The sequence below is a fragment of the Rhizobium oryzihabitans genome (assembly GCF_010669145.1).
Lineage (GTDB): Bacteria > Pseudomonadota > Alphaproteobacteria > Rhizobiales > Rhizobiaceae > Agrobacterium > Agrobacterium oryzihabitans.
In genome coordinates this window covers 3,028,298-3,052,467 of the sequence record NZ_CP048632.1, presented here as the reverse complement: position 1 = coordinate 3,052,467, position 24,170 = coordinate 3,028,298, and the positions used below count along the sequence as shown (strand labels likewise).

General features: G+C 59.9%; 20 protein-coding genes and 2 pseudogenes. 9 read left to right on the top strand and 13 right to left on the bottom strand.

Annotated features, from left to right (window positions below; translation table 11 throughout):
* Positions 1–159: 159 nt before the first annotated feature.
* Positions 160–1,809: an energy-dependent translational throttle protein EttA gene (ettA, locus tag G3A56_RS15315; RefSeq protein WP_003494839.1), complete on the bottom strand. Its 1,650-nt coding sequence runs from the start codon at positions 1,807–1,809 to the stop codon at positions 160–162.
* A gap of 112 nt (positions 1,810–1,921) precedes the next feature.
* Between ettA and G3A56_RS15310 the strand changes: the two genes are divergently transcribed.
* The 4 genes from G3A56_RS15310 (at position 1,922) to G3A56_RS15295 (ending at position 6,689) form a co-directional block, all read left to right on the top strand.
* A complete protein-coding gene (locus G3A56_RS15310; protein ID WP_425503362.1) occupies positions 1,922–2,902 on the top strand; it encodes an alpha/beta fold hydrolase in 981 nt (326 codons plus the stop codon).
* Positions 2,903–3,002: 100 nt separating this feature from the next.
* Complete coding sequence (gene caiB / locus G3A56_RS15305) at positions 3,003–4,205, top strand: succinate--glutarate CoA-transferase (RefSeq protein ID WP_082182660.1); 1,203 nt, start codon at positions 3,003–3,005, stop codon at positions 4,203–4,205.
* On the top strand, positions 4,202–5,869 hold the full coding sequence (locus tag G3A56_RS15300; RefSeq protein ID WP_164056491.1) for a thiamine pyrophosphate-binding protein: 1,668 nt from the start codon (positions 4,202–4,204) through the stop codon (positions 5,867–5,869). Before caiB ends, G3A56_RS15300 begins: the two co-directional genes overlap by 4 nt.
* Before the next feature lie 67 nt (positions 5,870–5,936).
* The gene (locus tag G3A56_RS15295; RefSeq protein ID WP_082182661.1) at positions 5,937–6,689 is read left to right on the top strand and encodes a HugZ family pyridoxamine 5'-phosphate oxidase; all 753 of its coding nucleotides are present in this window, start codon (positions 5,937–5,939) and stop codon (positions 6,687–6,689) included.
* Between the two features lie 224 nt (positions 6,690–6,913).
* Here G3A56_RS15295 and G3A56_RS15290 read toward each other — a convergent pair whose 3' ends face one another.
* From G3A56_RS15290 to G3A56_RS15280, 3 genes are all read right to left on the bottom strand, one after another.
* Positions 6,914–7,255, bottom strand: coding sequence for a RidA family protein (locus G3A56_RS15290; protein WP_003494829.1), 342 nt, complete (start codon positions 7,253–7,255; stop codon positions 6,914–6,916).
* Between the two features lie 48 nt (positions 7,256–7,303).
* On the bottom strand, positions 7,304–7,642 hold the full coding sequence (locus G3A56_RS15285) for a protein tyrosine phosphatase family protein (RefSeq protein WP_082182662.1): 339 nt from the start codon (positions 7,640–7,642) through the stop codon (positions 7,304–7,306).
* A 130-nt stretch (positions 7,643–7,772) separates the two neighbouring features.
* Complete coding sequence (locus G3A56_RS15280) at positions 7,773–8,606, bottom strand: aldose 1-epimerase family protein (RefSeq protein ID WP_082182663.1); 834 nt, start codon at positions 8,604–8,606, stop codon at positions 7,773–7,775.
* A gap of 156 nt (positions 8,607–8,762) precedes the next feature.
* On the opposite strand from G3A56_RS15280, the pseudogene G3A56_RS15275 reads away from it, so the two are divergent.
* A pseudogene (locus G3A56_RS15275) lies at positions 8,763–10,156 on the top strand (L,D-transpeptidase family protein).
* A 67-nt stretch (positions 10,157–10,223) separates the two neighbouring features.
* On the opposite strand, the pseudogene G3A56_RS15270 reads toward G3A56_RS15275, so the two are convergent.
* From G3A56_RS15270 to G3A56_RS15230, 9 genes and pseudogenes are all read right to left on the bottom strand, one after another.
* Positions 10,224–11,428: pseudogene (locus tag G3A56_RS15270) on the bottom strand (MFS transporter).
* A 46-nt stretch (positions 11,429–11,474) separates the two neighbouring features.
* Positions 11,475–12,122 (bottom strand): TetR/AcrR family transcriptional regulator, encoded by a 648-nt coding sequence (locus tag G3A56_RS15265; RefSeq protein ID WP_164056490.1) that lies wholly within the window; start codon positions 12,120–12,122, stop codon positions 11,475–11,477.
* 60 nt (positions 12,123–12,182) lie between these two features.
* The gene (locus G3A56_RS15260; RefSeq protein ID WP_082182667.1) at positions 12,183–12,899 is read right to left on the bottom strand and encodes a ParA family protein; all 717 of its coding nucleotides are present in this window, start codon (positions 12,897–12,899) and stop codon (positions 12,183–12,185) included.
* A 162-nt stretch (positions 12,900–13,061) separates the two neighbouring features.
* Positions 13,062–13,445: a hypothetical protein gene (locus tag G3A56_RS15255; protein WP_082182668.1), complete on the bottom strand. Its 384-nt coding sequence runs from the start codon at positions 13,443–13,445 to the stop codon at positions 13,062–13,064.
* A gap of 9 nt (positions 13,446–13,454) precedes the next feature.
* Positions 13,455–14,600, bottom strand: coding sequence for an iron-containing alcohol dehydrogenase (locus G3A56_RS15250; protein ID WP_082182669.1), 1,146 nt, complete (start codon positions 14,598–14,600; stop codon positions 13,455–13,457).
* Positions 14,597–15,985, bottom strand: a complete 1,389-nt coding sequence (locus G3A56_RS15245; RefSeq protein WP_082182670.1) for an aldehyde dehydrogenase family protein — start codon at positions 15,983–15,985, stop codon at positions 14,597–14,599. The genes G3A56_RS15250 and G3A56_RS15245 overlap by 4 nt, the downstream gene beginning before the upstream one ends.
* Before the next feature lie 18 nt (positions 15,986–16,003).
* Positions 16,004–17,371: a glutamine synthetase family protein gene (locus G3A56_RS15240; protein ID WP_003494807.1), complete on the bottom strand. Its 1,368-nt coding sequence runs from the start codon at positions 17,369–17,371 to the stop codon at positions 16,004–16,006.
* A gap of 66 nt (positions 17,372–17,437) precedes the next feature.
* Positions 17,438–18,952, bottom strand: coding sequence for an amino acid permease (locus tag G3A56_RS15235; RefSeq protein WP_082182671.1), 1,515 nt, complete (start codon positions 18,950–18,952; stop codon positions 17,438–17,440).
* A 227-nt stretch (positions 18,953–19,179) separates the two neighbouring features.
* Positions 19,180–19,953 carry an N-formylglutamate amidohydrolase gene (locus tag G3A56_RS15230; RefSeq protein ID WP_082182672.1) on the bottom strand — a complete coding sequence of 258 codons (774 nt, stop codon included), beginning with the start codon at positions 19,951–19,953 and terminating at the stop codon, positions 19,180–19,182.
* A gap of 176 nt (positions 19,954–20,129) precedes the next feature.
* Between G3A56_RS15230 and G3A56_RS15225 the strand changes: the two genes are divergently transcribed.
* From G3A56_RS15225 to G3A56_RS15210, 4 genes are all read left to right on the top strand, one after another.
* Positions 20,130–21,008, top strand: a complete 879-nt coding sequence (locus G3A56_RS15225; protein ID WP_082182673.1) for a MurR/RpiR family transcriptional regulator — start codon at positions 20,130–20,132, stop codon at positions 21,006–21,008.
* 289 nt (positions 21,009–21,297) lie between these two features.
* On the top strand, positions 21,298–22,404 hold the full coding sequence (locus tag G3A56_RS15220; RefSeq protein WP_082182674.1) for an ABC transporter substrate-binding protein: 1,107 nt from the start codon (positions 21,298–21,300) through the stop codon (positions 22,402–22,404).
* Positions 22,405–22,505: 101 nt separating this feature from the next.
* The gene (locus tag G3A56_RS15215; RefSeq protein WP_003494796.1) at positions 22,506–23,390 is read left to right on the top strand and encodes an ABC transporter permease; all 885 of its coding nucleotides are present in this window, start codon (positions 22,506–22,508) and stop codon (positions 23,388–23,390) included.
* Complete coding sequence (locus tag G3A56_RS15210; RefSeq protein ID WP_003494794.1) at positions 23,387–24,169, top strand: ABC transporter permease; 783 nt, start codon at positions 23,387–23,389, stop codon at positions 24,167–24,169. The genes G3A56_RS15215 and G3A56_RS15210 overlap by 4 nt, the downstream gene beginning before the upstream one ends.
* Position 24,170: the final 1 nt, after the last annotated feature.

Sequence of the window (24,170 nt, the reverse complement as noted above, 5' to 3'; positions counted from 1 at the left end):
CCGCACCTCGCAAGCTAATCAACATATAAAGATATCTTTATGTCGATGCGACTTCGGATGCAAGCGCATTTTGCTGCTCGCTTTCCTTCGGTCCCATTTATTGCATGAGAAAAGGCCCGCTTTGGGGCGGGCCTTTTTTGATCGAATGCGTAAAAGGGATCAGCGCGTCAGGCGCTTGTAGCTCACGCGGCCGGGCTTGATGCTTTCCGGGCCGAGGCGGCGGACCTTGTCCTTTTCGTAGTCTTCGAAGTTGCCTTCGAACCATTCCACGTGGCTGTCACCCTCGAAAGAAAGGATGTGGGTTGCCAGACGGTCGAGGAACATGCGGTCGTGGCTGATGATAACGGCGCAGCCGGCGAAGGCTTCCAGCGCTTCTTCGAGCGCTGCCAGCGTTTCCGTATCAAGGTCGTTGGTCGGTTCGTCGAGCAGCAGAACGTTGCCGCCGGCCTTCAGCATCTTGGCGAGGTGCACGCGGTTACGCTGACCACCCGAGAGGTTGCCGACCTTCTGCTGCTGATCGCCGCCCTTGAAGTTGAAGGCGCCGCAATAGGCGCGCGAATTCACTTCGAACTTGCCGAGCTTGATGATGTCGTTGCCGCCGGAGATTTCCTCCCAGACGGTCTTGTCACCCGCCAGCGTATCGCGGCTCTGGTCGACATAACCGAGCTGCACCGTCTCACCAACCGTGACCGAACCGCTATCCGGCTGTTCCTGACCCGTGATCATCTTGAACAGCGTGGACTTACCCGCACCGTTCGGACCGATGACGCCGACGATGCCGCCGGGCGGCAGCTTGAAGGAAAGGTTTTCGATCAGCACGCGGTCGCCATAGGACTTGGTGAGGTTCTCGGCCTCGATAACCACGCGGCCGAGACGCTCTGCAACCGGAATGACGATCTGCGCATCGCCGGGACGGCGGTTTTCCGCCGCTTCAACGAGCTCGTCATAGGCCTTGATACGCGCCTTGGACTTCGTCTGGCGGGCCTTGGGGCTGGAGGCGATCCACTCGCTTTCGCGGCTGATGGCCTTCTGGCGGGAGGCATCTTCACGGGCTTCCTGCTGCATGCGCTTGGCTTTCGCCTGCAGGTAAGCGGAATAGTTGCCTTCGTATGGAATGCCGCGACCACGGTCGAGCTCGAGAATCCAGCCCGTGACGTTGTCGAGGAAGTAGCGGTCGTGGGTGATCATCATCACGGCGCCGGGATAATCGCGCAGGTGCTTTTCAAGCCACGCAATGGTTTCCGCGTCGAGGTGGTTGGTCGGTTCGTCGAGCAGCAGCAGGTCCGGCTGCGACAGCAGCAGACGGCAGAGCGCCACACGGCGGCGTTCACCGCCCGAAAGACCTGTTACGGCCGAGTCGCCGGGCGGGCAACGCAGGGCGTCCATGGCCATTTCAACCTGGTTTTCCAGATCCCACAGGTTCTGGCTGTCAATGATGTCCTGGAGCTTCGCGCCCTCATCCGCCGTTTCGTCGGAATAGTTCATCATCAATTCGTTGTAGCGGTCGACGATCGCAGTCTTGCTCGCCACGCCTTCCATGACGTTTTCCATCACGGTCTTGTTTTCGTCGAGCTTCGGCTCCTGCTCGAGATAACCGAGCGTAGCACCTTCGGCCAGCCAGGCCTCACCGGTATATTCCTTGTCGAGACCGGCCATGATTTTCAGAACAGTCGACTTACCGGCGCCGTTCGGGCCGAGGATACCGATCTTGGCGTCGGGGTAGAAGGAGAGATGAACGTTCTCCAGAACCTTCTTCGCGCCATAGGCCTTGTTCAGCCCGGCCATGTGATAGATGAATTGACGTGCCATTGTAGCGAATGCTCCACATCGGATTTTTAAGAGTACGTATCGGGAAATTTGCCGCTATGTAGGGTAAATAGGACCTTGGGGCAACCTCTGGCACGATTATGACCCCATGATTATGACAAGGGACATTATGGCAGGCGCGATAACGAACGACACGACGGACGACTTCGCCTTCGGCCGGATTGAAAGGCTGGAGGCCTCCTCCGGCGCTTCCATCGCCTTTCGCCACCAGCCCTCCGCTCTTACCCCGGCGCGCGGCGTGCTGATGATCTGCCATGGGCTTGTGGACCATGCCGGACGTTATCGCCGTCTTGCCGACGTCATGTCGAAGCAGGGTTTCGAAGTCTATGCGCACGATCACCGCGGCCATGGCCGCACGAAGGCTGCCGACGCGCCTCTCGGTCGCTTCGCCTGGAAGGACGGAGCGGACAAGGTCGTCGCCGATGTCATGGCCATGCGCCGCATGGTCGGCGAAAGACATCCCGGCCTGCCCACGATCCTGTTCGGCCATTCCATGGGCGGCCTAGTGGCCCTCAACACCGCCGTCAGCCACCCGGATGCCTTCGATGGCCTCTCCATCTGGAATTCCAACCTCAATCCCGGCCTCATGGGCCGTGTTGCGCAGGTTTTGCTGCGGCTTGAAAAGATGCTGAAAGGCTCGGACGTGCCGAGCGCCATCCTGCCGAAGGCGACCTTCCGCGCATGGAATGCCAGAATGCCGGAAAAACGCACCCATGCGGACTGGCTGAGCCACGACAAGGCGGCGGTGGACGCCTATGCGGAGGATCCACTTTGCCAGTTCGAGGCCAGCGTCTCTCTCTGGCAGGATGTTTTCCAACTTTCCTATCGCGGGCCAAGACTCATCGAGCGCCTGCCGAAAACCCTGCCGCTGCTGCTCGTCAGCGGTGATCAGGACGCCGCCACCAATGATGGCAGGGAAATCGTCTGGCTTGCCGAGCGCTTTCGCCAGGCGGGTTTCAGCCATGTCGAACATACGATCTACCGGGGCATGCGGCACGAGACGCTGAACGAGATCGGCTGGCAGGCCGTCGCGGCGGACTTTGCCGCCTGGTGCGGCCGCATCGTCGGCGATTGAGGGGCCTTTGCCGAAACGGAATAAGTCCATGAGATAAAATCACATGCGGCGGGGCAAGGAGACGTCTATAAACCGGCAGGATGAAGACACCGGGGGACAGATGACCGAAATGCCGAACAGGAAACCGCCGCTCTCCGGCATTCGCGTCATTGAACTTGCGCGTGTTCTGGCCGGTCCCTGGGCAGGACAGATGCTGGCCGATATGGGCGCCGATGTCATCAAGGTGGAAAACCCCGAGGGTGGCGACGACACCCGCACATGGGGACCGCCCTTTGTCGAAGGGGCAGATGGCGAAAACCTCTCCGCCGCCTATTACCACGCCACCAATCGCGGCAAACGCTCCATCGTTGCCGATCTGAAAACACCGGAAGGCTGCGAGCTGGTGCGCCGCCTCGTGCGCACCGCCGATGTCGTCATCGAGAACTTCAAGCGCGGCGGGCTTGCCAAATACGGCCTCGATTATGAGAGCCTGAGAGCGCTCAATCCGAAGCTGATCTATTGCTCCATCACCGGCTTCGGCCAGACCGGGCCCTATGCCGATCTCGCCGGATATGATTATATCGTGCAGGGCATGTCCGGCTTCATGTCGATAACGGGCGAAGCCGACGGCCAGCCGATGAAGGCGGGCGTGGCGGTTGCCGATATCTTCACCGGCATCTATTCCGTGTCAGCCATTCAGGCCGCACTGATCCACGCCATCCGTACCGGCGAAGGCCAGCATATCGATATGGCGCTTCTCGATGTGCAATCGGCCGTGCTTGCCAATCAGAACATGAACTACCTGATTTCCGGCAAGGCCCCGGTGAGGCTCGGCAACGCCCACCCGAATATTTCCCCCTATGAAGTGGTGCCGACGGCCGATGGTTTTCTCATCCTTGCGGTCGGCAATGACGGCCAGTTCCGGCGTCTCTGCAACATTCTTGGCATCGGCGCGATTGCCGATGACGAGCGTTTTGCAACCAACAAGGCCCGCGTGGCGCACAAGCAGGACGTGCGACAGATCGTGTCCACCGAGACGCTGAAATGGCAGAAGCGCGATCTTCTGACCGCCTGCGAGAAAAATGCCGTGCCGGCCGGACCAATCAATTCCATCGAGGAAATGTTCGCCGACCCACAGGTGAAGGCCCGCGGCCTTCGCGTCGATCTCGAGGCACAGGATGGCACCGTCATCCCCGGCGTGCGGACACCCATTATCATGTCCCAGACCCCGTTGCATTACGAACGCCCGAGCCCGAAGCTCGGTGAGCATCAGGCACAGGTGCTGGCCGAACTGGAAAACATCGAAAGGACCACGACGCCATGAAAGGGACCGGAATGAAAAGAACCGGCGGAGAACTGATCGTCGAAGCGCTGAAAGCCAATGGCGTCTCCCGCGTTTCCTGCGTTCCGGGCGAAAGCTATCTGGCCGTGCTGGATGCGCTTTATGAAAGCGGCATCGAAACCGTGGTCTGCCGCCAGGAAGGCGGCGCCGCCATGATGGCCGACACCTGGGGCCGGCTGACGGGCGAACCCGGCATCTGCATGGTAACGCGCGGTCCCGGCGCCACCAATGCCTCGGCCGGCCTGCATATCGCAAGGCAGGATTCCATTCCGATGATCCTGTTCATCGGCCAGGTGCAGCGCGAGGCCCGCGAGCGCGAGGCGTTTCAGGAAGTGGAATATCGCCGCGCCTTCACCGAATTTGCCAAATGGGTGGGTGAAATCGATGATGCCCGCCGCATTCCGGAATTCGTCACCCGCGCCTTTGCCGTCGCCACCTCCGGCCGCCCCGGCCCCGTGGTGCTGACGTTGCCCGAAGACATGCTGGTGGAAGAGGTCGAGGCACCCGAAGCAAAGCCCTACACCCCGGTCGAAGCGCATCCCGGTCCGTCGCAGATCGCCGCCTTCTCGAAAATGCTGGGCGAGGCCAAGCGGCCCATCTTCATCATCGGCGGCACGCGCTGGTCCGAGGAAAGCGTCGCAGGCTTCAAGGCATTTGCGGAAAAGAACAAACTGCCCGTTGGCTGTTCCTTCCGCCGCCAGATGCTGTTCGATCATTTGAGCCCATCATATGCGGGCGATGTCGGCATCGGCATCAACCCGGCCTTGGCCAAGGAGATCAAGGAAGCCGATCTCGTGGTGCTGCTCGGCGGTCGCCTCTCGGAAATGCCCTCCTCCGGCTATACGCTGCTCGACATTCCTTACCCGTCGCAGAAACTCGTCCACATCTATCCGGAAGCCGAAGAACTTGGCCGCGTCTATCGTCCCGATCTCGCAATCTGCGCCTCGCCCGATGATTTCGTCGCCGCCCTTTCCTCCGTCACGCTTTCGGCCAATGCCGCCTGGGCGGACCGCACGGCCAGCATGCATTCTGCTTACCTCACCTGGTCAACCCCACCGCAGACCGGCCCCGGCGCGGTGCAGATGGGTCCGATCATGGACTGGATCGAGGCCAATGTGCCCGATGATGCGATCTTCACCAACGGCGCGGGCAACTATGCCACCTGGGTCCACCGTTTCCACCGCTTCCGCCGCTTCAACACCCAGTCCGCGCCGACCTCTGGCTCGATGGGATATGGCCTGCCGGCGGCCGTGGCCGCCAAGCACCTCTTCCCAGAGCGCGAGGTGATCTGCTTTGCCGGCGACGGCTGCTTCATGATGCACGGGCAGGAATTCATCACCGCCGTGCGGTACGGCCTGCCGATCATCACCGTCCTAGTCAATAACGGCACCTACGGCACGATCCGTATGCATCAGGAGCGGGAATATCCCGGCCGTGTCAGCGGCACCGATCTTGTCAATCCGGATTTCAACGCCTTTGCCAAAGCCTATGGCGGCCACGGCGAAACGGTCAAAAAGACGCAAGACTTCGCCGCCGCCTTCGAACGCGCACGGGCCAGCGGCAAGCCCGCCATCATCGAGGTGAAGCTGGATGCCGAGGCGATCACACCCACCCGCACATTGACGCAGATCAGAACCGGAAGCTGATATTACGCATGGACACGGCTCCGGCATGGTGTAAATCCTGACTAGAACATACAGGTTAGGAAATAACATGCCGGATGCAGCCACTCCCGTCATCACCCCACGCGGCGCAAGGATCGAACCCTCGGCCGGCGCGCCTTTCGAGGCCGTGCGCGTGGCCCGGGATGTCCTGCACACGTCCCGCACGGCGGCGCTTGCAACGCTCGATCCGCTCAGCGGTTACCCCTATACGACCGCCACCAATATCGGCATCCAGCCTGATGGCACCCCGTTCTTCTTCGCGGCGGGCCTAACGCTGCATGCCCGCAACATGGAGGCCGATCCGCGCATCTCGCTGACACTTGCCCCCTTCGGCAAGGGCGACGCGCTGACGTTGCCGCGGCTGACACTGGTGGGCAAGGCTGAACTGCTGGATGCCGAGGAAGTGCCGCTCGCCAGACAGCGCTACATCGACCGTTATCCTAAGGCGAAACTTTATCTCTCCCTTCCCGATACGAGGCTTTACCGGCTGCGGACGGAAGGTGTGCAGATCAATGGCGGCCCGGCCCGCAATGCCAGCAACATCACCTCGGCCGATCTGCGCACCGATCTGTCAGGCGCAGACGAACTGATGGCGGCGGCGGAAAGCGAAGCGATCCACCTTAACGCCATCAAGGGCGAAGCGGCCCGGCTTGCTGTTCTCGCCGGCGCGAAGACTGGCCGCTGGACGATCACCTCCATCGACCCTGAGGGCATCGATCTCGCCTCGGCGAGCGATCTGGCCAGGCTGTGGTTTGCGGAGCGGGTGACGACGTTGAAGCAGTTTGAGAAGGCGCTTGCTTAGCTTTTGAAGTGACGTGCCCAAGCGATTCACAAACCTGGGACAATCCCCTCTCCTCCGTCATGCTCGGGCCTGTCCCGAGCATCTGCTGCCTATCAATTTGCGATAGGTGATTGGATCCTCGGGACAAGCCCGAGGATGACGAAACGAACGTTTCGAATTTCCCATCAAAAAAGGCCGGACCGCTTTCCGCGACCCGGCCCTTTCTTAAAAACTCAGACGGATGCTCAGAGAGCAGCGGTCACGATGAACTCGACCTTGTAATCCGGCGTCGCCAATGGTGCGCCGCTGGTGGCACGGGCCGGCGGGTTTGCCGGGTCGATCCAGCCTTCCCAGACGGCGTTCATTTCGCCGAAGGTGGACATGTCGGAGAGATAGATGATCGTCTGCAGGATCTTCGACTTGTCCGAACCGGCAGCAGCCAGCAGGCGGTCGACTTCGGCGAGAGCGGACTTGCTCTGTTCCGTAACGCTCGTGCCTTCGCCAACCTGGCCGGCCAGATAAACGGTGTTGCCGTGAACGACGGCGCCGCTCATGCGCTTGCCCGGCTCGATACGCTTGATGGTCATGGAAAACTCCTGTTGATTGGCATTTAAAATAGAATGACGCGCGGAAAATCAGCCGCGCAGGTGATGGGTCTTTTCGTAAATCGCCGTCGAGCGCGCGCCGGAACGGCAATAGCCGAGCATCGGGCGCTGCAATTCGTCCAGCGCATCCACCATGCCGGTAACGGCATCGGCATCGACGCCATAGCGGCCGACCGGCACATGCATGATGGTGAGGCCCAGCTGTTCGGCACGCTCGGCAATATCGGCGAAAAGCGGCTGGCCCTCTTCTTCGCCATCCGGGCGATGGCAGACGATCGACTTGAAGCCGAGTGCCTTCACCTCGTCGAGATCGGCAACGCTGATCTGTCCCGTGACCGAATATTCGTCGTCTATACGCCTGATATCCATCTTAATGCCTCCGCTGAAACCGGCGCCTCCGCGCCGCTGGCACGCTCTCGCCACCGTCTGAAATCCGCATCCGATGTAAGCGGTCAAAACCCCTGCGTCAATGATACGGCGTCTTCATTCGGTACGCCATTCAGAGGATGGAAAAGCGCAGCCCATAGGAGCGGCTTTCTCCCGGCTGCAGCATGTTGAACTCGCCGGAAGCCTCCAGCTCCCCGCGCCCGACCCAGCGATGCGAAACCGGCTCGATGCCGAGGACATTGGCCGGCTCCTTCTGGTTGCGCCACATCTGGAGATCGGGCAGCGTCTCCGTGCGAAAACGCACGGTCAGCGTCCTGCCACCAATGGCCGCAATCGGACCAAGCGTAAGTGACGCCCACTCGTCCTTGCCGGCGGGCACGCAGAATACCGTGCCCGGCTCCTCGCCGAACCGCCAGCCATGGCCACCGTCATCGAGCATCGCACCTTCAAGGCGAACGGCGTCGTCAAAAAGGCGTGCGCCGACATTCATGTGGTACATGAGAAAGACCGGCATCGGCCGCGCACTCGTGTTGACGATTCGGTCATCGAGGCTGACTTCGCCGCTTTCACCGGCAATACGCCATGTCCGTTCCAGCAGGGCGGTGCCGCCGTCGGCAAGGTTCACGGGAACCTCGGCCCGTGCCAGCGCATTGGACTCATTGAGTTCAAAGGCCGTTATCTTTGCGGGATGGGAGGAGAACGACCCGTGCAACGGATATCGACGCCCCTCTCCATCACCATCGATCGGCTCGGGGTGGCGGATATGATCGGGACCGCAGGTGAACAGGAAGCCTTCCAGCGAGTGGTCGATGCGCGCATCGCCATCGTCGGGAATGGCGCGGCCGGGCGCGATATCGATGCCGTCGACGAAACAGGAGCCAATATCGAAAACGGAGGTTTCATCGAGGAAAATGCGTGGCGATTTGCCAGCCTGAAACGAGCGCAAGACAACCTCCCTGTGGCAGTAAAAACGCATAACTCACGGAAACGCTACTAACCGTGACGGAAATTAAGATTGCATTAACCGCGAATTCACCTTTTTCACAATAGGGTCAAGATTGCGGTGTGTTTATCGGTGAACGAAGTAAGGGATAGCAGAATCGTGAAACAGTTTCTTAACGCAGCTCTGGGTCTGACGGTCGCCGTTGCGTCGGTTTTCGCCCCGCTACAGGCTGGCGCGCAGCAGCGTTATGGTTATGAGCAGCCGGTTCTGGTGACGCCGGATGGCCGCGTTCTCGATTTCGTTCCCGAACGCGGTGATATCGTCATCAGCCGCGACGCGATGGGCCGTACTGTCTTCTACGACCAGTACGGCAATCTGCTGGCGACCGAAATGCCCTCGGGTTACCAGCAGCAACGGCGCCAGCAGGCGCGCCAGCGCGACACCACCTATTACCCGCCCGCCCCGGCGGCCAGTATCGTGAGCCGCAACGTGACTACGGTTATCAGGACAATGGCAGCGTACGCGACTATCGCGAATATCGCGGCAATGGTTCCGACGACAATGTCTACACCGGCTCCGTTCCCGCACCCGGTGCGGTAGAAAGCGGCCCGCTCGGCCAGCCGATGCCCGGTGAAAGCACCACGGCCGCCGTTCCGCAGCCGGAGCACCTGATCGAGCGCCACACACCGGTGACCACACCGGTCAACCGTTCCCGCCAGGAAATCGTCGCGCTCCAGACCTTCCTCGATCGCGAGGGCATCTCGCCCGGCGTCATCGACGGCAAGATGGGTGACAACGTCAACAAGGCCATTGCCGCCTGGCAGGACATGACGGGCGAAAAGCTCGACCCCAACAATTCCGATGACATTCTGGAGCGCCTGCGCGCCTCCGGCGGCATGCCGATCGTGGACTACACGATCACCGCGGCCGATGCCGCAGGTCCCTATGTCGCCTCCATTCCGGATGACTATGCCGAGAAATCGCAGCTGCCCGCCCTCTCCTTCACGAAGACCTCGGAGGCGCTCGCCGAACGTTTCCATATGGACGAAAACTATCTGAAGGAACTGAACCCCGGCATCGATTTCTCCGTGCCCGGCACCATCATCAAGGTCGTCAATCCGGGTGAGGCGAAAAAAGGCCAGGTCGCCCGCATCGTCGCCCACAAGGGCATCAAGCAGGTCTTCGCTTACGGGCAGGACGGCAACCTGATCGCCGCCTACCCGGCCACCATTGGTTCCACGGATACGCCCTCGCCGAGCGGCACGCACACGGTCGAGCGCATCGCGCTCAATCCGGGCTACACGTACAATCCGAAGATCAACTTCAAGCAGGGTCAGAACGACAAGATCCTGCAGATCCCGCCGGGTCCGAACGGCCCGGTCGGTACGGTCTGGATCGCGCTGTCAAAGCCGACCTACGGCATCCATGGAACGCCTGAGCCGTCCAAGATCGGCAAGACCAATAGCCACGGCTGTATCCGCCTCACCAACTGGGACGCGACGGAGCTGGCAAAAATGGTCCGCCCCGGTGTCGTGGTCGAATTCGCGGAATAGGATCGACCAGAGTAAAAAAGAAAAAGCCCGGCGGTTGGGTCCGCCGGGCTTTTTCTTTGTTGGAATTTCAGCCGCGCTTTTCCGTGAGAAAATATAGAAGGGCGGCCACCGGCAAGGCGAAACCGATCCACGAGGCGGCTTGCCACTCGCCGACCGCATAGGCCCAGCCGCCCACGGCCGAGCCGATCGCCCCGCCCATGAAGAATGTCGCCATATAGATGCCGTTCAGGCGGCTGCGGAATTCTGCTCCGAGCGTGAAGATGGCGCGCTGACCGAGCACCAGATTGGTGGTCACGCCGAAATCCAGAACGATGGCCGCAATCACCAATATCCCAAGCGCAAGATGTGATCCTTCGGGCGCAAGATGGGTGACGGCAAATGACAGCGCCACCGCCACCAATGCCAGGAACGTGGCCGCATAGGTCCAGCCCCGGTCGGCCATGCGCCCCGCAATCGGCGCGGCGACGGTGCCCGCCGCACCGGCAAGCGCAAACAGCGCGATCTCACCCTGGCTGAGATTGAAATGCGGCCCGCTCAGATAAAGCGGCGTCGTGGTCCAGAACAGGCTGAACGCGGCAAACAGGAAGGCATGATAGATCGCCCGCCGCCGCAGGAGCGGCGTATGCACAGCCAGCCTGCCCATCGAGGCCATCAGCGCGCCATAACCAAGCCTCGCCTCAGGCACACGAGGCGGCAAAAGCCGAAAGAGCACGACGGCAAGGACGGCCATGACACCCGCCGATATCATGAAGACACCGCGCCAGGACACCACTTCGGACAAAAGACTGGAGACCGGCCTTGCCAGCATGATGCCGGCCATCAACCCGCTCATGACATTGCCGACCACCCGCCCACGGGAGGCATGTGGCGCCATATGGGCCGCATAGGGAACAATGACCTGCACCGCCACGGAACTGACGCCAACCAGGAATGCGGCAATCAGAAACGGTGCCGCATGCGGTGCGAATGCCGCCGCCAGAAGCGAGAGCACCGCCATGGAAACCGTGCTGACCACCAGCTTGCGATTTTCAACCAGATCGCCGAGCGGCACGACGAACAACAGGCCGACGCCGTAACCGATCTGCGTCAGGGTCACGATCAGACCGGTTGCGCCTGCAGACAGGCCAAGCTCCGCCCGATAATGCCGGCAAGTGGCTGGCCATAATAAAGATTGGCCACGATCAATCCGCAGGCTGTCGCCAGCAAAAAAGTCAGGGCCGGGGAAATGGATGTCTCGAAAACATCCTCCCCTTCAACTACACGCGTCGTCATCATTTTCTCCAAAATGGAAACGAATGTTTCCTAAATAGTCACAAAATCATTCGGCGAGCTTCATGGCGATAGTCACCACAGCCGTCATTTCTTCCAAACTCCGCCCCGTCTTTCCCACAACGCGCATGCCGTACATCATGCACAACATTGCCCGGGCCAGATCATCGGGATCGGTTTTCGACTGGACGGAACCATCCTTTTGGCCCTCGGCCACAAGCCGGGCGACGATGCGCTCCCTCGCCTTCACCGCCCGCTCGACCACGACTGCGATGTCCTCGTCCAGGGCCGCCAGATCGGCAGCGGCGCCGACAACCAAACATCCATCGGAACCCGAGCCGCCGTGTGACCGCTCCGCATAGAACATCAGGCCGGCCCGCAGTCGCTCACGACCAGTCGCGTAACCGGCAACGGCAGCTTCGAAGCGCTCGGTCTGTATGATCCGGTAACGCTCCATCGTGGCGATGAACACGGCCTTCTTGTCCTTGAAAGCCTTGTAAAGACTGCCCTGCGCCAGTTCCATCGCATCGGTGAGATCACCGACGGAGGTTGCGTGGTAACCGCGTCTGGAAAAAACCCGGATCGCACCATCAAGCGCGCGGTCAATATCGAACTCGCGCGGCCTGCCGCGATGGCGCTGTTCCTGAGTTTTGGGTCGGGCAATAGTGGTCATGGCGGCAATATAGGAAACGATCATTTCCAAATCAAGCGAAAATAATGCCCGCACCGCAAACGGCCCAGGCATCAGGAATGCCGTTCAGGCGGCCTTGCGCGTAAGAAGGCGTGCAGGTTGCGCGCCGAGCCTCAACGGTCGCTTCGGCAGAAGGCCGAGCACCTCGCCTGCGAAGGCCTTCGCGTTCTCCACCGCCTTGTCAATATTGCTGACCTTGTCCTTATCAAGACAGAGAAGCGTGCCGCCATAGTCGAAAATATCGCGATAGGCCGCTCTCTCGACAATCGGCGTATTGAGCACCGAGACATTCTTTTCCGCCAGCAGCATTTTGACCAGCAGCAGCGAACGCGTCGCCACCATGGCGTTGACCCGTGTCAACACGATGGAATGGGCGATAGCCTTGCCCATCTTGCGGTTCAGAAATTCGATGTGATCCAGAACCTCGGCAGCGCCGCGCGCATCCATGGCAGAGCCCTGCACCGGGATCAACACGTGATCTGAAATACCGAGCGCCATGGTCAGCAGCGGGCTTTTCGCGCCCGGCAGATCGATGATGAAACAGTCGGTATTGGTTTTATTCTCGCGAATATGGCCTTCAAGCGAAGCCATCGTTACATGCGAAATCACCGAGAGATTTTCGATCTCGCCGGACAGATCGTGCCAGCGGGAAATCCACAATTGCGGATCGGCATCCAGAACCGTCACGCGGTGGCCGCTGCGGGCCAGTTCGGTTGCCAGAAGCAGCACGGCAGTGGTTTTTCCCGCGCCGCCCTTGGTGTTGGCAAAAGTAATGACAGGCATGATATCCCCTGTTGATCAGAGCCATTTCATGCTCATTCACGCACCGAGCCGATCATGGTGCTTTCTATAACCTTAACGAACATGGTTAAGAAAAGACTAAGATCGTTTTTGGGGACAACAAAAAAGCCCGCGATAAATCGCGGGCTTCTGACATCTGATTGATCACACCAGCTTTCGGTACGACCCCACATCATCCGTCCTAAGGCGGCCGGCTTTGAGATCTTCGTACTTCGGCAAATTCAGGGAGCTGCCCAGCCTTTTCTCAACGGTTGCACGATCAAGCGTGATCATGCGTCCGGCACTGGTGAAGGACACCATGCCATTCTTTCCGGAATACGCCATAGTCGCGCGCATTTCACAGAAATAGCGGTCTGAGCCCTTGGACAAATTCCATCCCCGGATTCCTGCTTTATTGCTCGACAGAGCTCCGACTTTGTAACCCTGACCGGAAAGCTCCTTGAAAGAAGCGGCCTGCGCCACAAGGGGTAGGCTTAAAAACGCCACTGCAAGCAATGGCGAAAAGACTGAAACTCTCATCGTTGCCATAACGACCCTTTAAAAGCAGTCCTCAAACAATTTCCTGGTATTCTCCAGCGTCATCGGCACTGGATTGCCGCCGCAGCTCGGATCCTTGATCGCTTCCGCCGTCAGTTCGTCGATGCGATCAGGCTTGATGCCCATGGCGGTCAGGTTTTCCGGCACGCCGAGTTCCTTACGAAGCTCGAGCACATAGTCATAGAAGCCGTCGAAACCGCCGGAGATACCGAGATAAGCGGCCGCACGGGCAATCTTGTCTTCGATGGCCGGGCGGTTGAAGCGCAGCACCGCCGGCATGACGACGGCATTGGTCATGCCGTGATGGGTGTTGTAGACTGCCCCGATTGGGTGCGACAGCGAGTGAATGGCCCCGAGACCCTTCTGGAAGGCAACCGCCCCCATCGCTGCCGCTGCCATCATATTGGTGCGCGCTTCGATATCCGTGCCATCCTTATAGGCGCGCGGCAGGAATTCCTTAACGAGCCGCAGGCCCTCTAGCGCAACACCAGCGCTCATCGGATGGAAGAACGGCGACGAATAGGCCTCGAGGCAATGGGCGAAGGCATCCATGCCCGTACCGGCCGTGATGACCTTCGGCATGCCGACCGTCAGCTCCGGATCGCAGATGACGACGCCGGGCAAGAGCTTCGGATGGAAGATGATCTTCTTCACATGGGTCTGCGAATTGGTGATGACGCTGGCGCGGCCGACTTCTGAGCCGGTACCGGCCGTCGTCGGCACGGCGACGATCGGCGCGATCTTGGCGGCATCCGCCCGTGTCCACCAGTCGCCGATATCCTCGAAATCCCAGACCGGGCGTGTCTGCCCGGCCATGAAGGCGATGGTCTTGCCGAGATCGAGGCCCGAACCGCCGCCGAAGGCGACAACGCCGTCATGGCCGCCATCGCGATAGGCTTTCACGCCGGCTTCCATGTTGATTTCGTTGGGGTTCGGATCGACCTCGGCGAAGATCGCCCGGCCAAGGCCAGCCTCTTCCAGCACGTCGAGCGCATGCGCGGTGATCGCCATATTGGCAAGGCCGCGATCCGTCACGAGAAGCGGCTTTTTGATCCCGAGCGTCTTGCAGGCTTCCGCCAGTTCCTTGATCCGGCCGCGGCCAAGCTTGACGGCGGTGGGATAGCTCCAGTTGGCGACGATATTCATTTCGTGACTTTCTTCAGATGGTAGGATTTCGGTCGGGTCAGGTTCTGGAAACCAAGCACGGAAAGCGAACCGCCACGGCCGGTTTCCTTCACACCGGTCCAGCAAAGGGCGGGGTCGAGATAATCGGCGCGGTTCATGAACACGGTGCCGGTTTCGATCTCGCGACCGATGCGCCCGGCGCGGGCGGCATCCTGCGTCCACAGCGAGGCGGTGAGGCCATATTTGCTGTCATTCATCAGCGCGATGGCTTCATCGTCATTCTTCACTTTCATGATGCCGACGGCCGGGCCGAAGGTTTCTTCGGTCATGAACTCCATCGAATGATCGACATTGACGAGAACTTGCGGCGCAACATAAGCGCTCTCGCCGTCATCGGCGGGGAAAAGCTTCGAATCGACCAGCGCCTTCGCGCCTTTGGCAACAGCATCGGCGATCTGCGCACGCACCACCTTGGCGAAACGCTTGTTGGCCATCGGCCCGAGCGTCGTTTCCTGCTCCAGCGGATTGCCAAGCTTGTAGTTGGAAACCCACGCCACGGACTTCTCGACGAATGCGTCATAGAGGTTCTCGTTGACGTAGATACGTTCGATACCGCAGCAGCACTGCCCGGAATTATAGGTGGCGCCATCCATCAACGTGTCGACGGCGGCGTCCAGATCGGCGTCCTCCATCACGTAGCCGGGATCCTTGCCGCCGAGTTCAAGACCGAGGCCGGTGAAAGTGCCGGCCGCGGCGCGCTCTATGGCACGGCCGCCTTCCACTGAACCGGTGAAGTTGACGAAATTGAAAAGACCTTCGGAAATCAGCGCCGAAGTCGTGCCGTGGTCGAGGAAGACGTTGATGAAGACATCGTCAGGCACGCCGGCCTCAACGAAAGCCCGCACCATGCGCTCGCCCACCAGCAGCGTCTGCGCCGCATGTTTGATGACAACCGTATTTCCGGCCATCAGGGCGGGCGCGACGGTGTTGATCGCCGTCATGTAAGGATAGTTCCACGGCGCAATGACGAAGACCACGCCATGCGCTTCGCGCTCGATGCGGCGTTCGAAATTGCCGCTTTCCTCGATGACGAGCGGCGCCAGCGCATCGGCAGCGATGGAGGCAACGTAGTTGGAGCGTTCGTTGAATCCCTTGAACTCGCCGCCGTAACGAACCGGACGGCCCATCATATGCGCCAGTTCCGGCACGACTTCCGCCACCATTTCGTTAAGGCGGGCGACACCCTTCAGAACCAGCTGAACGCGGTCCTCAAGCGGACGCCGCGCCCAGTCTTTCTGCGCCTTGCGCGCTTTCGAAACGGCGGCCCGCGCCGCCTCCAGCGACATCGCCTCCCGCTCGGCATAAACCGAGCCGTCGATGGGCGAGATATTCTGGATCATGGTCATGATGTTTTCCCGTAATGATTAGGCCCGTTCGAAACCGCGCGCCACTTCCCAGTCGGTCACGCGGCGGTCGTATTCTTCCTGCTCCCACCGTCCGGCATGGACGTAATGATCGATCACATCGTCGCCAAAGGCGTTGCGCAGCATTTTCGATCCGTCCAGAAAGGCAGTGGCGTCACGCAGTGTCTTGGGTATCTCGCGCACGTCCTTGCCGCCATAGGCATCGCCGACAAAAGCGGGCTCAAGTTCGAGTTTATTTTCGATGCCGTCAATGCCTGCCGCGAGCAAAGCCGCCATGGCGAGATAGGGATTGAGGTCGGAGCCGCCGACGCGGCATTCGATGCGGATGCCCTTGGTGCCTTCGCCGCAGAGGCGGTATCCGGCCGTGCGGTTGTCGAGGCTCCAGATCGCCTTGGTGGGCGCAAAGGTGCCGGCCATGAACCGCTTGTAGGAATTGATATAGGGCGCGAGGAAATAGGTGATCTCGCTGGCATGGGCGAGAAGCCCGGCAACATAATGCCGCATCAGTTCCGACATGCCGTGCTTGGCGTCCTTATCGAGGAAAGCAGGCGTCTTGCCATCGGCGCTCCACAGCGACTGGTGAATATGCGAGGAACTGCCGGCGGCGTTGTAGTTCCACTTGGCGAGAAACGTCACCGCCTTGCCCTTGGACCAGGCGATCTCCTTGGTGGCGTTCTTGATGATGGCGTGCCGGTCGGCCATGGTCAGCGCATCGGCATAACGCACGTTGATTTCCGCCTGACCTGCGGACGCTTCGCCCTTGGAATTTTCAACCGGAATGCCTGCGCCCTGCAGGCCTTTGCGCAGCGCCCGCATGACATCCTCTTCCTTGGTCGTCTGGAAGATATGATAATCCTCATTATAACCGCTGGCGAGGTTCAGACCCTTGTAGCCGTTGGCGCGTGCCGCATCGAAAGTCTGGTCGAACAGGAAGAATTCCAGTTCGGTCGCCATATAGGCCTTCAGCCCCATGGCCTCCAACCGCGCCACCTGCTTTTTCAAAAGCGCGCGCGGCGAATGCGGCACTTCTTCATGGGTGTGATGATCGAGCACGTCGCACAGCACCAGCGCCGTGCCTTCCAGCCACGGCACGCGCCGCAGCGTCGAAAGATCGGGCTTCAGCACATAGTCGCCATAGCCCTTTTCCCAACTGGAGGATTTATAGCCGGGAACGGTTTCCATCTCCATGTCGGTGGCGAGCACGTAATTGCAGCTATGGGTTTCCTCAAAGGCGCTTTCAACGAAGAATTCCGCCTGGAACCGTTTGCCCATCAGACGCCCCTGCATGTCGACAAGGCAGGCCAGAACCGTGTCGATGCGCCCCTCGGCGACATCCATTTTAAGCGCGTCGAATGTGTAGCTCGTCATTTTGTCCGTTCCCTCTTATTGTGGCGACCGGGCGGCCGGGATGCGGCCGCCCGTTTCGTTTGAGCATCAGGCCTTTGCAGCGGCTGCGGCAACCGCAGCCTGCTTGTGCTCCAGCGCGAATTCCTCTTCCGGCGACAGGATGAGGCGGTGGCGTCCGACAAAGGCGAAATAGGCGATCGCCACGGCGAACCATACGGCGACCCAGAGCACGCCCTTGGTGAAGTTCGGATCCTGTATCTGGTAAAGCAGCGTGACGATGGCGATGATGACCGTCAGCACCGCGCCCGGAATGCCGAAGGGCGAGCGGAACGGCCGCTCGATATGCGGCAGGTTCTTCCGGAGCAGAATGAAGGAAATCGCCTGCATGATGTAGGAGAACATGGCGCCGAACACGGCCATGTTCAAAAGCACGCTGCCGATGATGCTGCCGCCCTCTTCCGCACCCAGCGAGAACCAGATGACCAGCATGACCGCAAGGCCGACAATCGCGCCGGTGATATTGGCAACGTAAGGCGTGCGGTATTTGGAGTGGGTGATCGACAGCAAGGTCGGGAAGTAACCCGCACGCGACAGCGAATAGATCTGCCGGCCCTGTGCATAAAGGATCGTGTGGAAGCTGGCGATCAGGCCGGTCAAGGCAACGAGACCGAGCACCACCACGCCGCCATCGCCATAGATCGCCTTGAAGCCATCAAGCAGCGGCTCGAGCGAGGAGCTGAGATGGAAGGCGCCGACGCCCGGCAGGGACGGGTTGAGCAATACGATCATGAAGGCCGAAACCATCAGCGTCACCATGCCGAGAATGATGCCCTTCGGCATGTCGCGTTTCGGATCGACCGATTCTTCAGCCGCCAGCGGCAGCTGCTCGATGGCAAGGAACAGCCAGACTGCAAAGGGCAGCGTGGCGAGAACGCCCGAAAAACCGAAGGGGAAGAAGGAACCGCCACCTTCCGGCAGCTCCACCGCCTTGCCGTCAGGGCCGACACCGATATTGAGCGCAAAACGCGAAAAATCGATATTCGGAATGGCGCTGATCCAGAAGAACACCAGAACGGTGAGCGAGATCAGCGTGATGACCAGCGTGACCTTAAAGGAAAGCTCAAGCCCGAAGACGTTGAGCGCAAGGAAAATTGCATAAAAGACTATCCACACGAAAGGTGAATAGGCCGGATCGAGCCCAAGAATGGAGTTCACATAGGCCGTGATGAAGGTGACGACGACCGCCGGCGTCAGCACATATTCCACATTCTCGCAAAGCCCGGTGATGAAGCCGCCCCATGGGCCCATGGCCGTGCGGGCGAAGGAATAGGCCGCACCGGTGTGCGGCAATGCCGGGCTCATTTCCGCAATCGAAAATGTCAGCCCGAGATACATGATGGCGATGATGATGCCCGCCACCAGCATGCCGCCCCAGCCGCCAGTGGAAAAGCCGAAATTCCATCCGGAAAAATGCCCGGAAATAACCGCGCCGACGCCGAGCGACCAGAGCGACCACACGCCCGCATAACGGGAAAGTCCGCGTTTTTCGAAATAGGATGCATCAGCCTTCTTGTAGCTGACGCCTGATGATGAACTGTCCATGCCCTTCTCTCCTGAATAAGAAAAAAACAAGCCAGTCAGCCATTATTGGCCGATTGTGCCCCAGTTTTCAGCACCTTCGCGAGGTTTCCCGCCCTGTGCCGCACGCACTTGCTGTTCCCTTGCCGCTGCATGTCTTTTCGGCTTCATGGCCGGCTTTTATTCGATGGCGGCAGTCTCGTTTTGACGGCCGGCCGCGGTGTTTTCACCGTCGGCCGGCCCTTGCTCCCTCACTCATCGATTGATGAGAGCGCCTTCCCCATAAGTTCGTTTAGGAAGCCGGCAATGGCCGACTGGTCCTGCTCATTGGCGACCAGATCGTTGCGGATCTCGATCATCACATTCAAAAGTCCGTCCGACAGCGCGTGCAACCGCAGCGTATGCGTCACCCCGTCTTCCGGACCATAGGGATCATTGCGCCGGACCGTGAGCGCGGAGCCTTCAGCATCCGAAAGCATCGCATCGGCCAGACGGCTGTCGGTATCGTGCAGGATGCCGATTTGCACCTCGCGGAATTTACCGTGATAGACCGGCGTAAAACTATGAATGGTCACCACCACCACTCGGCGGCCGGCCGCCTGCCGCTCGGCGATGATCTCGCTCACACGGTCGTGAAACGGCACGTAAAGCGCGGAGGTACGGGCGAAACGCTCCGCTTCGCTCAGATCGAAATTACCGGGAATGTCATAGATTTCGCTTTTCACCGGCATGGCGGAAGGTGATTCGGGCGGACGGTTGCAATCATAGACAAGCCGCGAAAACCTTTGATGCACGAGTGTTGCATCAAGGCTTTGCGACAGCAGCCTCGCAACGGCCAGAGCCCCCGGATCCCAAGCCGCATGGCTGGAAAGAACCTCCTGCGAAAGACCGAGCGTGCCGATTTTTTCCGGAATGGTGGCGGATGCGTGCTCGCAGACAAGAAGGACGTCGCCCTTCGCTGCGGCGTTCTCGACGCCAACGGCCTGCCCTTCCGCTTCTGTGAAAAACCGTGAACGCACCGTCATGCACGAACCCCACCCGGAACCCCGTCGCTCCACCAATGACGAAAAGAATTCTTCACATTATTGCGAGTGTCAAATGGAATTTTGAAATTTTCTCTTCATTTTGCCATTGACTCGATAGCTGGCGCAGATGTTTATTTTAGCGGTTACACCGGCAAAAAGACCGGAAGGGGAAAGATTTGCGCAGCACGACGGCGACCGTGTCGGATGTCATCCATGCCCATTACGACGCGCTGACCCGTTCGGAAAAACGGCTGGCGGAGAGCCTGCTCGGCAACTACCCCGTCTCCGGCCTTGGCAGCATTACCACCATCGCGGAAAATGCCGGCGTCTCGACGCCGACAGTGGCGCGCATGGTGCAGAAGCTCGGCTACAAGGGTTACCCGGAGTTTCAGGCGCATCTGCACCAGGAACTGGAAGCAACGATATCGGGCCCGATTGCGAAACATGACCGCTGGGCCACCAATGCCCCGGGCCTGCATATTCTCAACCGCTTTGCCGACGCCATCACCGGCAATCTGCGCGATACGCTTGGTGATCTCGACACCGCCGTCTTCGACAATGCCGCGGCACTGCTTTCCGACCGCAAGCGCAGCATTTATTTCGTCGGCGGGCGCATCACCGGCGCGCTCGCCGAATATTTCTTCACCCATATGCAGGTGATCCGCCCGAAAACGACGTTGATGTCGTCGAATTCCAGCGCCTGGCCGCAATATATGCTGAATATGAGCGCTGGCGACGTGCTGGTCATCTTCGACATCCGCCGCTACGAACACGACATGACGACGCTCGCCGAAGTGGCGAAAGCAAACGGCGTGCAGATCATCCTCTTCACCGATCAATGGACGTCGCCCGTCGCGCGTCACGCGCTCCACACATTCCGTGTGAAGATCGAAGCGCCCTCGGCATGGGATTCCTCGGTCGTGACATTGTTTGTCGTCGAAGCCCTGATCGAAGCGGTGCAGAGCGGCACATGGGATGAAACGAAAGAGCGCATGAATGCGCTAGAGGGTCTGTTTGAGCAGACACGCCTGTTCCGCAGACCGGACCGGACTTGAAAACTATATAGCCGGCATCTTGCTTGACGCGGATGCCACTCGCTGATTGGATACCTGTAATCGCTACCAGCACGATAAAACAGGATAAATGACCAAGCTGGGGAACATATCTGCCGATAGGATGATGAGGGGATTCTCCCGCAATTGCAGGCATAAAGCCTGACGATGGCGGAAAATGGGCGTAAAGTGACGGAATCCGGATAAATAAATTGCAATCCAACCGTCACATTAGCTTCATCTACAATCCGTATCAGCGTCCGCAATATGAGAACACGAAGAGGAGAAAAAAGTGATCTCTCACTGCCGCCGACTGCTTGCTACCACCACCGCACTGGTCATCGCCTCCACCGCGATCGCTGCTGCTGAGCCGAGCGCCGAACTGATCGCTGCCGCCAAGAAGGAAGGCATGCTGACAACCATCGCGCTGCCGCACGACTGGTGCGGTTACGGTGACGTGATCGCCTCCTTCAAGGCGAAATATCCGGAAATCACCGTCAACGAACTGAACCCCGACGCCGGCTCCGCCGACGAAGTGGAAGCGGTGAAGGCCAACAAGGACAACAAGGGCCCGCAGGCCCCTGACGTGATCGACGTCGGTCTTGCCTTCGGCCCGCAGATGAAGGCCGAAGGCCTGCTGCAGCCTTACAAGGTCTCCACCTGGTCGGAAATTCCTGACAACGTCAAGGATGCCGACGGTTACTGGTACGGCGACTATTACGGCGTCATGTCGATGTTCGTGAACAAGGACCTCGTCAAGAACACACCGAAGGACTGGGCCGACCTGCTGAAGCCGGAATATTCCGGTCAGGTAGCGCTCGCCGGTGACCCGCGCGCTTCCAACCAGGCTATCCTCGGCGTTCTCGCCGCCGGTCTTGCCACGGGCGCGAAGTCCGGCAAGGAAGCCGGTGAAGCTGGCCTGAAATATTTTGCCGATCTCAACAAGGCTGGCAACTTCCTGCCGGTCATCGGCAAGGCCGGCACGCTGGCGCAGGGCGCGACGCCGATCATCGTTGCCTGGGACTATAACGCGCTGTCCTGGAAGAAGACGCTGAACGACAACCCGCCGACAGAAGTTGTCGTTCCTGAAAAGGGCGTTCTGGCCGGCGTTTATGTTCAGGGCATCTCCGCTTACGCCCCGCATCCGAACGCTGCCAAGCTCTGGATGGAACACCTCTACTCCGACGACGGTCAGCTTGGCTGGCTGAAGGGCTATTGCCACCCGATCCGCTTCAACGCCATGGTCAAGGCCGGCAAGGTTCCGCAGGAACTGATCGACAGCCTGCCGCCGGCAGCAGCCTATGAAAAGGCGATCTTCCCGACGCTCGAGGAAGTCGATGCCAACAAGGCTGCCGTTACCGGCGGCTGGGACAGCGTCGTCGGCGCAAACGTGAAGTAAACTGTTGAAAACGCACCCCGGCCGGTCAAAAGCCGGGGTGCTTCTTTTATGATGTAGACCTTTATATACAGACCGTTTGAAAACGGCGTTTGGGGACAAGGATGCCATCAACCAACACCGGCGGACCATCCGACGCGGGCAGGAAACTGCCGCTGCACTGGATTGGCGTCGTACCTTTTGCCGTTTTTGTTCTGCTGTTTCTGATCATGCCGACGATGAAGATCGTCATCGGCGCATTTCAGCGTACCGATGGCAGCTTCACGCTGGAAAACATTGCCGGACTTTTCACCTCTTCCATTCTCGCGGCCTACTGGATTTCGATCAAGATCAGCCTCGCCTCGGCGGCTCTCGGCTGCCTGATCGGCTTTGCCGTCGCCGCTGCCGTGGTGCTTGGTGGCCTGCCGCAGCGCATTCGCGGACCGCTTCTGACCTTTTCGGGCGTCGCCTCGCAATTCGCCGGCGTGCCGCTTGCCTTCGCCTTTATCGCGACGCTCGGCCCGGTCGGCCTGCTCACAGTGTTTCTGAAGACGCAGATCGGCATCGATCTCCGGCTGCTCGGCTTCAACATCCTGTCCTTCTGGGGCCTGACCGTCACCTATCTGTTCTTCCAGATACCGCTGATGATCCTCATCATCACGCCGGCGCTGGACGGGCTGAAGCGCGAATGGCGCGAGGCTGCGGAAATCCTTGGCGCGACCGGCCTGCAATATTGGCGCATGGTGGCCTTCCCCATCCTGCTGCCGTCGCTGCTCGGCACCATGTCGCTGCTGTTTGCCAATGCCTTCGGCGCGGTGGCCACCGCAATCGCGCTCACCGGCTCCTCGCTCAACATCGTGCCGATCCTGCTCTTCGCGCAGATCCGTGGTGACGTTCTCGGCAATCCGCATCTCGGTTACGCGCTCGCCTTCGGCATGATCGTCGTCACCGGCATTGCCAATGCGCTTTATATCTGGCTGCGAGCCCGCAGCGAAAGGTGGCTGAAATGAAGCGTTTCTTCGCCTGGGGCGCGCTGGTCTTCGGCCTTCTTTATTTCGCTCTGCCGCTGATCGGCATGACCAACTTCTCCCTGAAGATGCGGCGCGGAGAATATTCCTTCGACGCCTATGGCAAGGTGCTCACCGACCCGCGTTTTCAGGAAACCTTCAGCTATTCGGTGGTGATGGCGCTGTTCACCATCGTTTTCGGGGTTCTGCTGGTCGTGCCCACCGCCTATTGGGTACGCCTGAAACTGCCGCACCTGCGCCCCTATATCGAGTTCATCACGCTCCTGCCGCTGGTCATCCCGGCCATCGTCATCGTCTTCGGTTACATCAGGCTTTACAACACCTCCAGCTGGCTGCCGCTGACCGGCACGACCTTCGGCACCAACCTGCTTCTGATGTTCGGTTATGCCACGCTCGCCTTGCCCTATATGTACCGCGCCGTGGATACCGGTCTCAGAACCATTGATGTCGCGACGTTGACGGAGGCTGCGCAAAGCCTGGGTGCCGGCTGGACGACCATCCTGTCGCGCATCATCCTGCCCAATGTTCTGGTCGCGGTGCTGTCAGGCGCATTTCTGACCTTCGCCATCGTCATCGGTGAATTCACCATGGCAGCCCTTTTGAACCGCCCGGCCTTCGGCCCCTATATGCAGCTGCTCGGCGCCAACCGCGCCTATGAACCGGCGGCACTTGCCGTGATTTCCTTCGGCATCACCTGGGGTTGCCTCGGTCTGATCCAACTCGTTTCACGCTACCAGAAGGGCGCGCCTCCCAAGGCCTGAG

Bases quoted from the DNA above. Each gene is read 5' to 3' on its own strand.
- ettA (WP_003494839.1), bottom strand. From the start codon at position 1,809: ATGGCACGTCAATTCATCTATCACATGGCCGGGCTGAACAAGGCCTAT.
- G3A56_RS15310 (WP_425503362.1), top strand. From the start codon at position 1,922: ATGACAAGGGACATTATGGCAGGCGCGATAACGAACGACACGACGGAC.
- G3A56_RS15250 (WP_082182669.1), bottom strand. From the start codon at position 14,600: ATGAATATCGTCGCCAACTGGAGCTATCCCACCGCCGTCAAGCTTGGC.
- G3A56_RS15215 (WP_003494796.1), top strand. From the start codon at position 22,506: ATGCCATCAACCAACACCGGCGGACCATCCGACGCGGGCAGGAAACTG.
- G3A56_RS15295 (WP_082182661.1), top strand. From the start codon at position 5,937: ATGCCGGATGCAGCCACTCCCGTCATCACCCCACGCGGCGCAAGGATC.
- G3A56_RS15265 (WP_164056490.1), bottom strand. From the start codon at position 12,122: ATGATCGTTTCCTATATTGCCGCCATGACCACTATTGCCCGACCCAAA.
- G3A56_RS15255 (WP_082182668.1), bottom strand. From the start codon at position 13,445: ATGGCAACGATGAGAGTTTCAGTCTTTTCGCCATTGCTTGCAGTGGCG.
- G3A56_RS15245 (WP_082182670.1), bottom strand. From the start codon at position 15,985: ATGACCATGATCCAGAATATCTCGCCCATCGACGGCTCGGTTTATGCC.
- G3A56_RS15285 (WP_082182662.1), bottom strand. From the start codon at position 7,642: ATGGATATCAGGCGTATAGACGACGAATATTCGGTCACGGGACAGATC.
- G3A56_RS15290 (WP_003494829.1), bottom strand. From the start codon at position 7,255: ATGACCATCAAGCGTATCGAGCCGGGCAAGCGCATGAGCGGCGCCGTC.
- G3A56_RS15240 (WP_003494807.1), bottom strand. From the start codon at position 17,371: ATGACGAGCTACACATTCGACGCGCTTAAAATGGATGTCGCCGAGGGG.
- G3A56_RS15235 (WP_082182671.1), bottom strand. From the start codon at position 18,952: ATGGACAGTTCATCATCAGGCGTCAGCTACAAGAAGGCTGATGCATCC.
- G3A56_RS15260 (WP_082182667.1), bottom strand. From the start codon at position 12,899: ATGCCTGTCATTACTTTTGCCAACACCAAGGGCGGCGCGGGAAAAACC.
- caiB (WP_082182660.1), top strand. From the start codon at position 3,003: ATGACCGAAATGCCGAACAGGAAACCGCCGCTCTCCGGCATTCGCGTC.
- G3A56_RS15230 (WP_082182672.1), bottom strand. From the start codon at position 19,953: ATGACGGTGCGTTCACGGTTTTTCACAGAAGCGGAAGGGCAGGCCGTT.
- G3A56_RS15300 (WP_164056491.1), top strand. From the start codon at position 4,202: ATGAAAGGGACCGGAATGAAAAGAACCGGCGGAGAACTGATCGTCGAA.
- G3A56_RS15210 (WP_003494794.1), top strand. From the start codon at position 23,387: ATGAAGCGTTTCTTCGCCTGGGGCGCGCTGGTCTTCGGCCTTCTTTAT.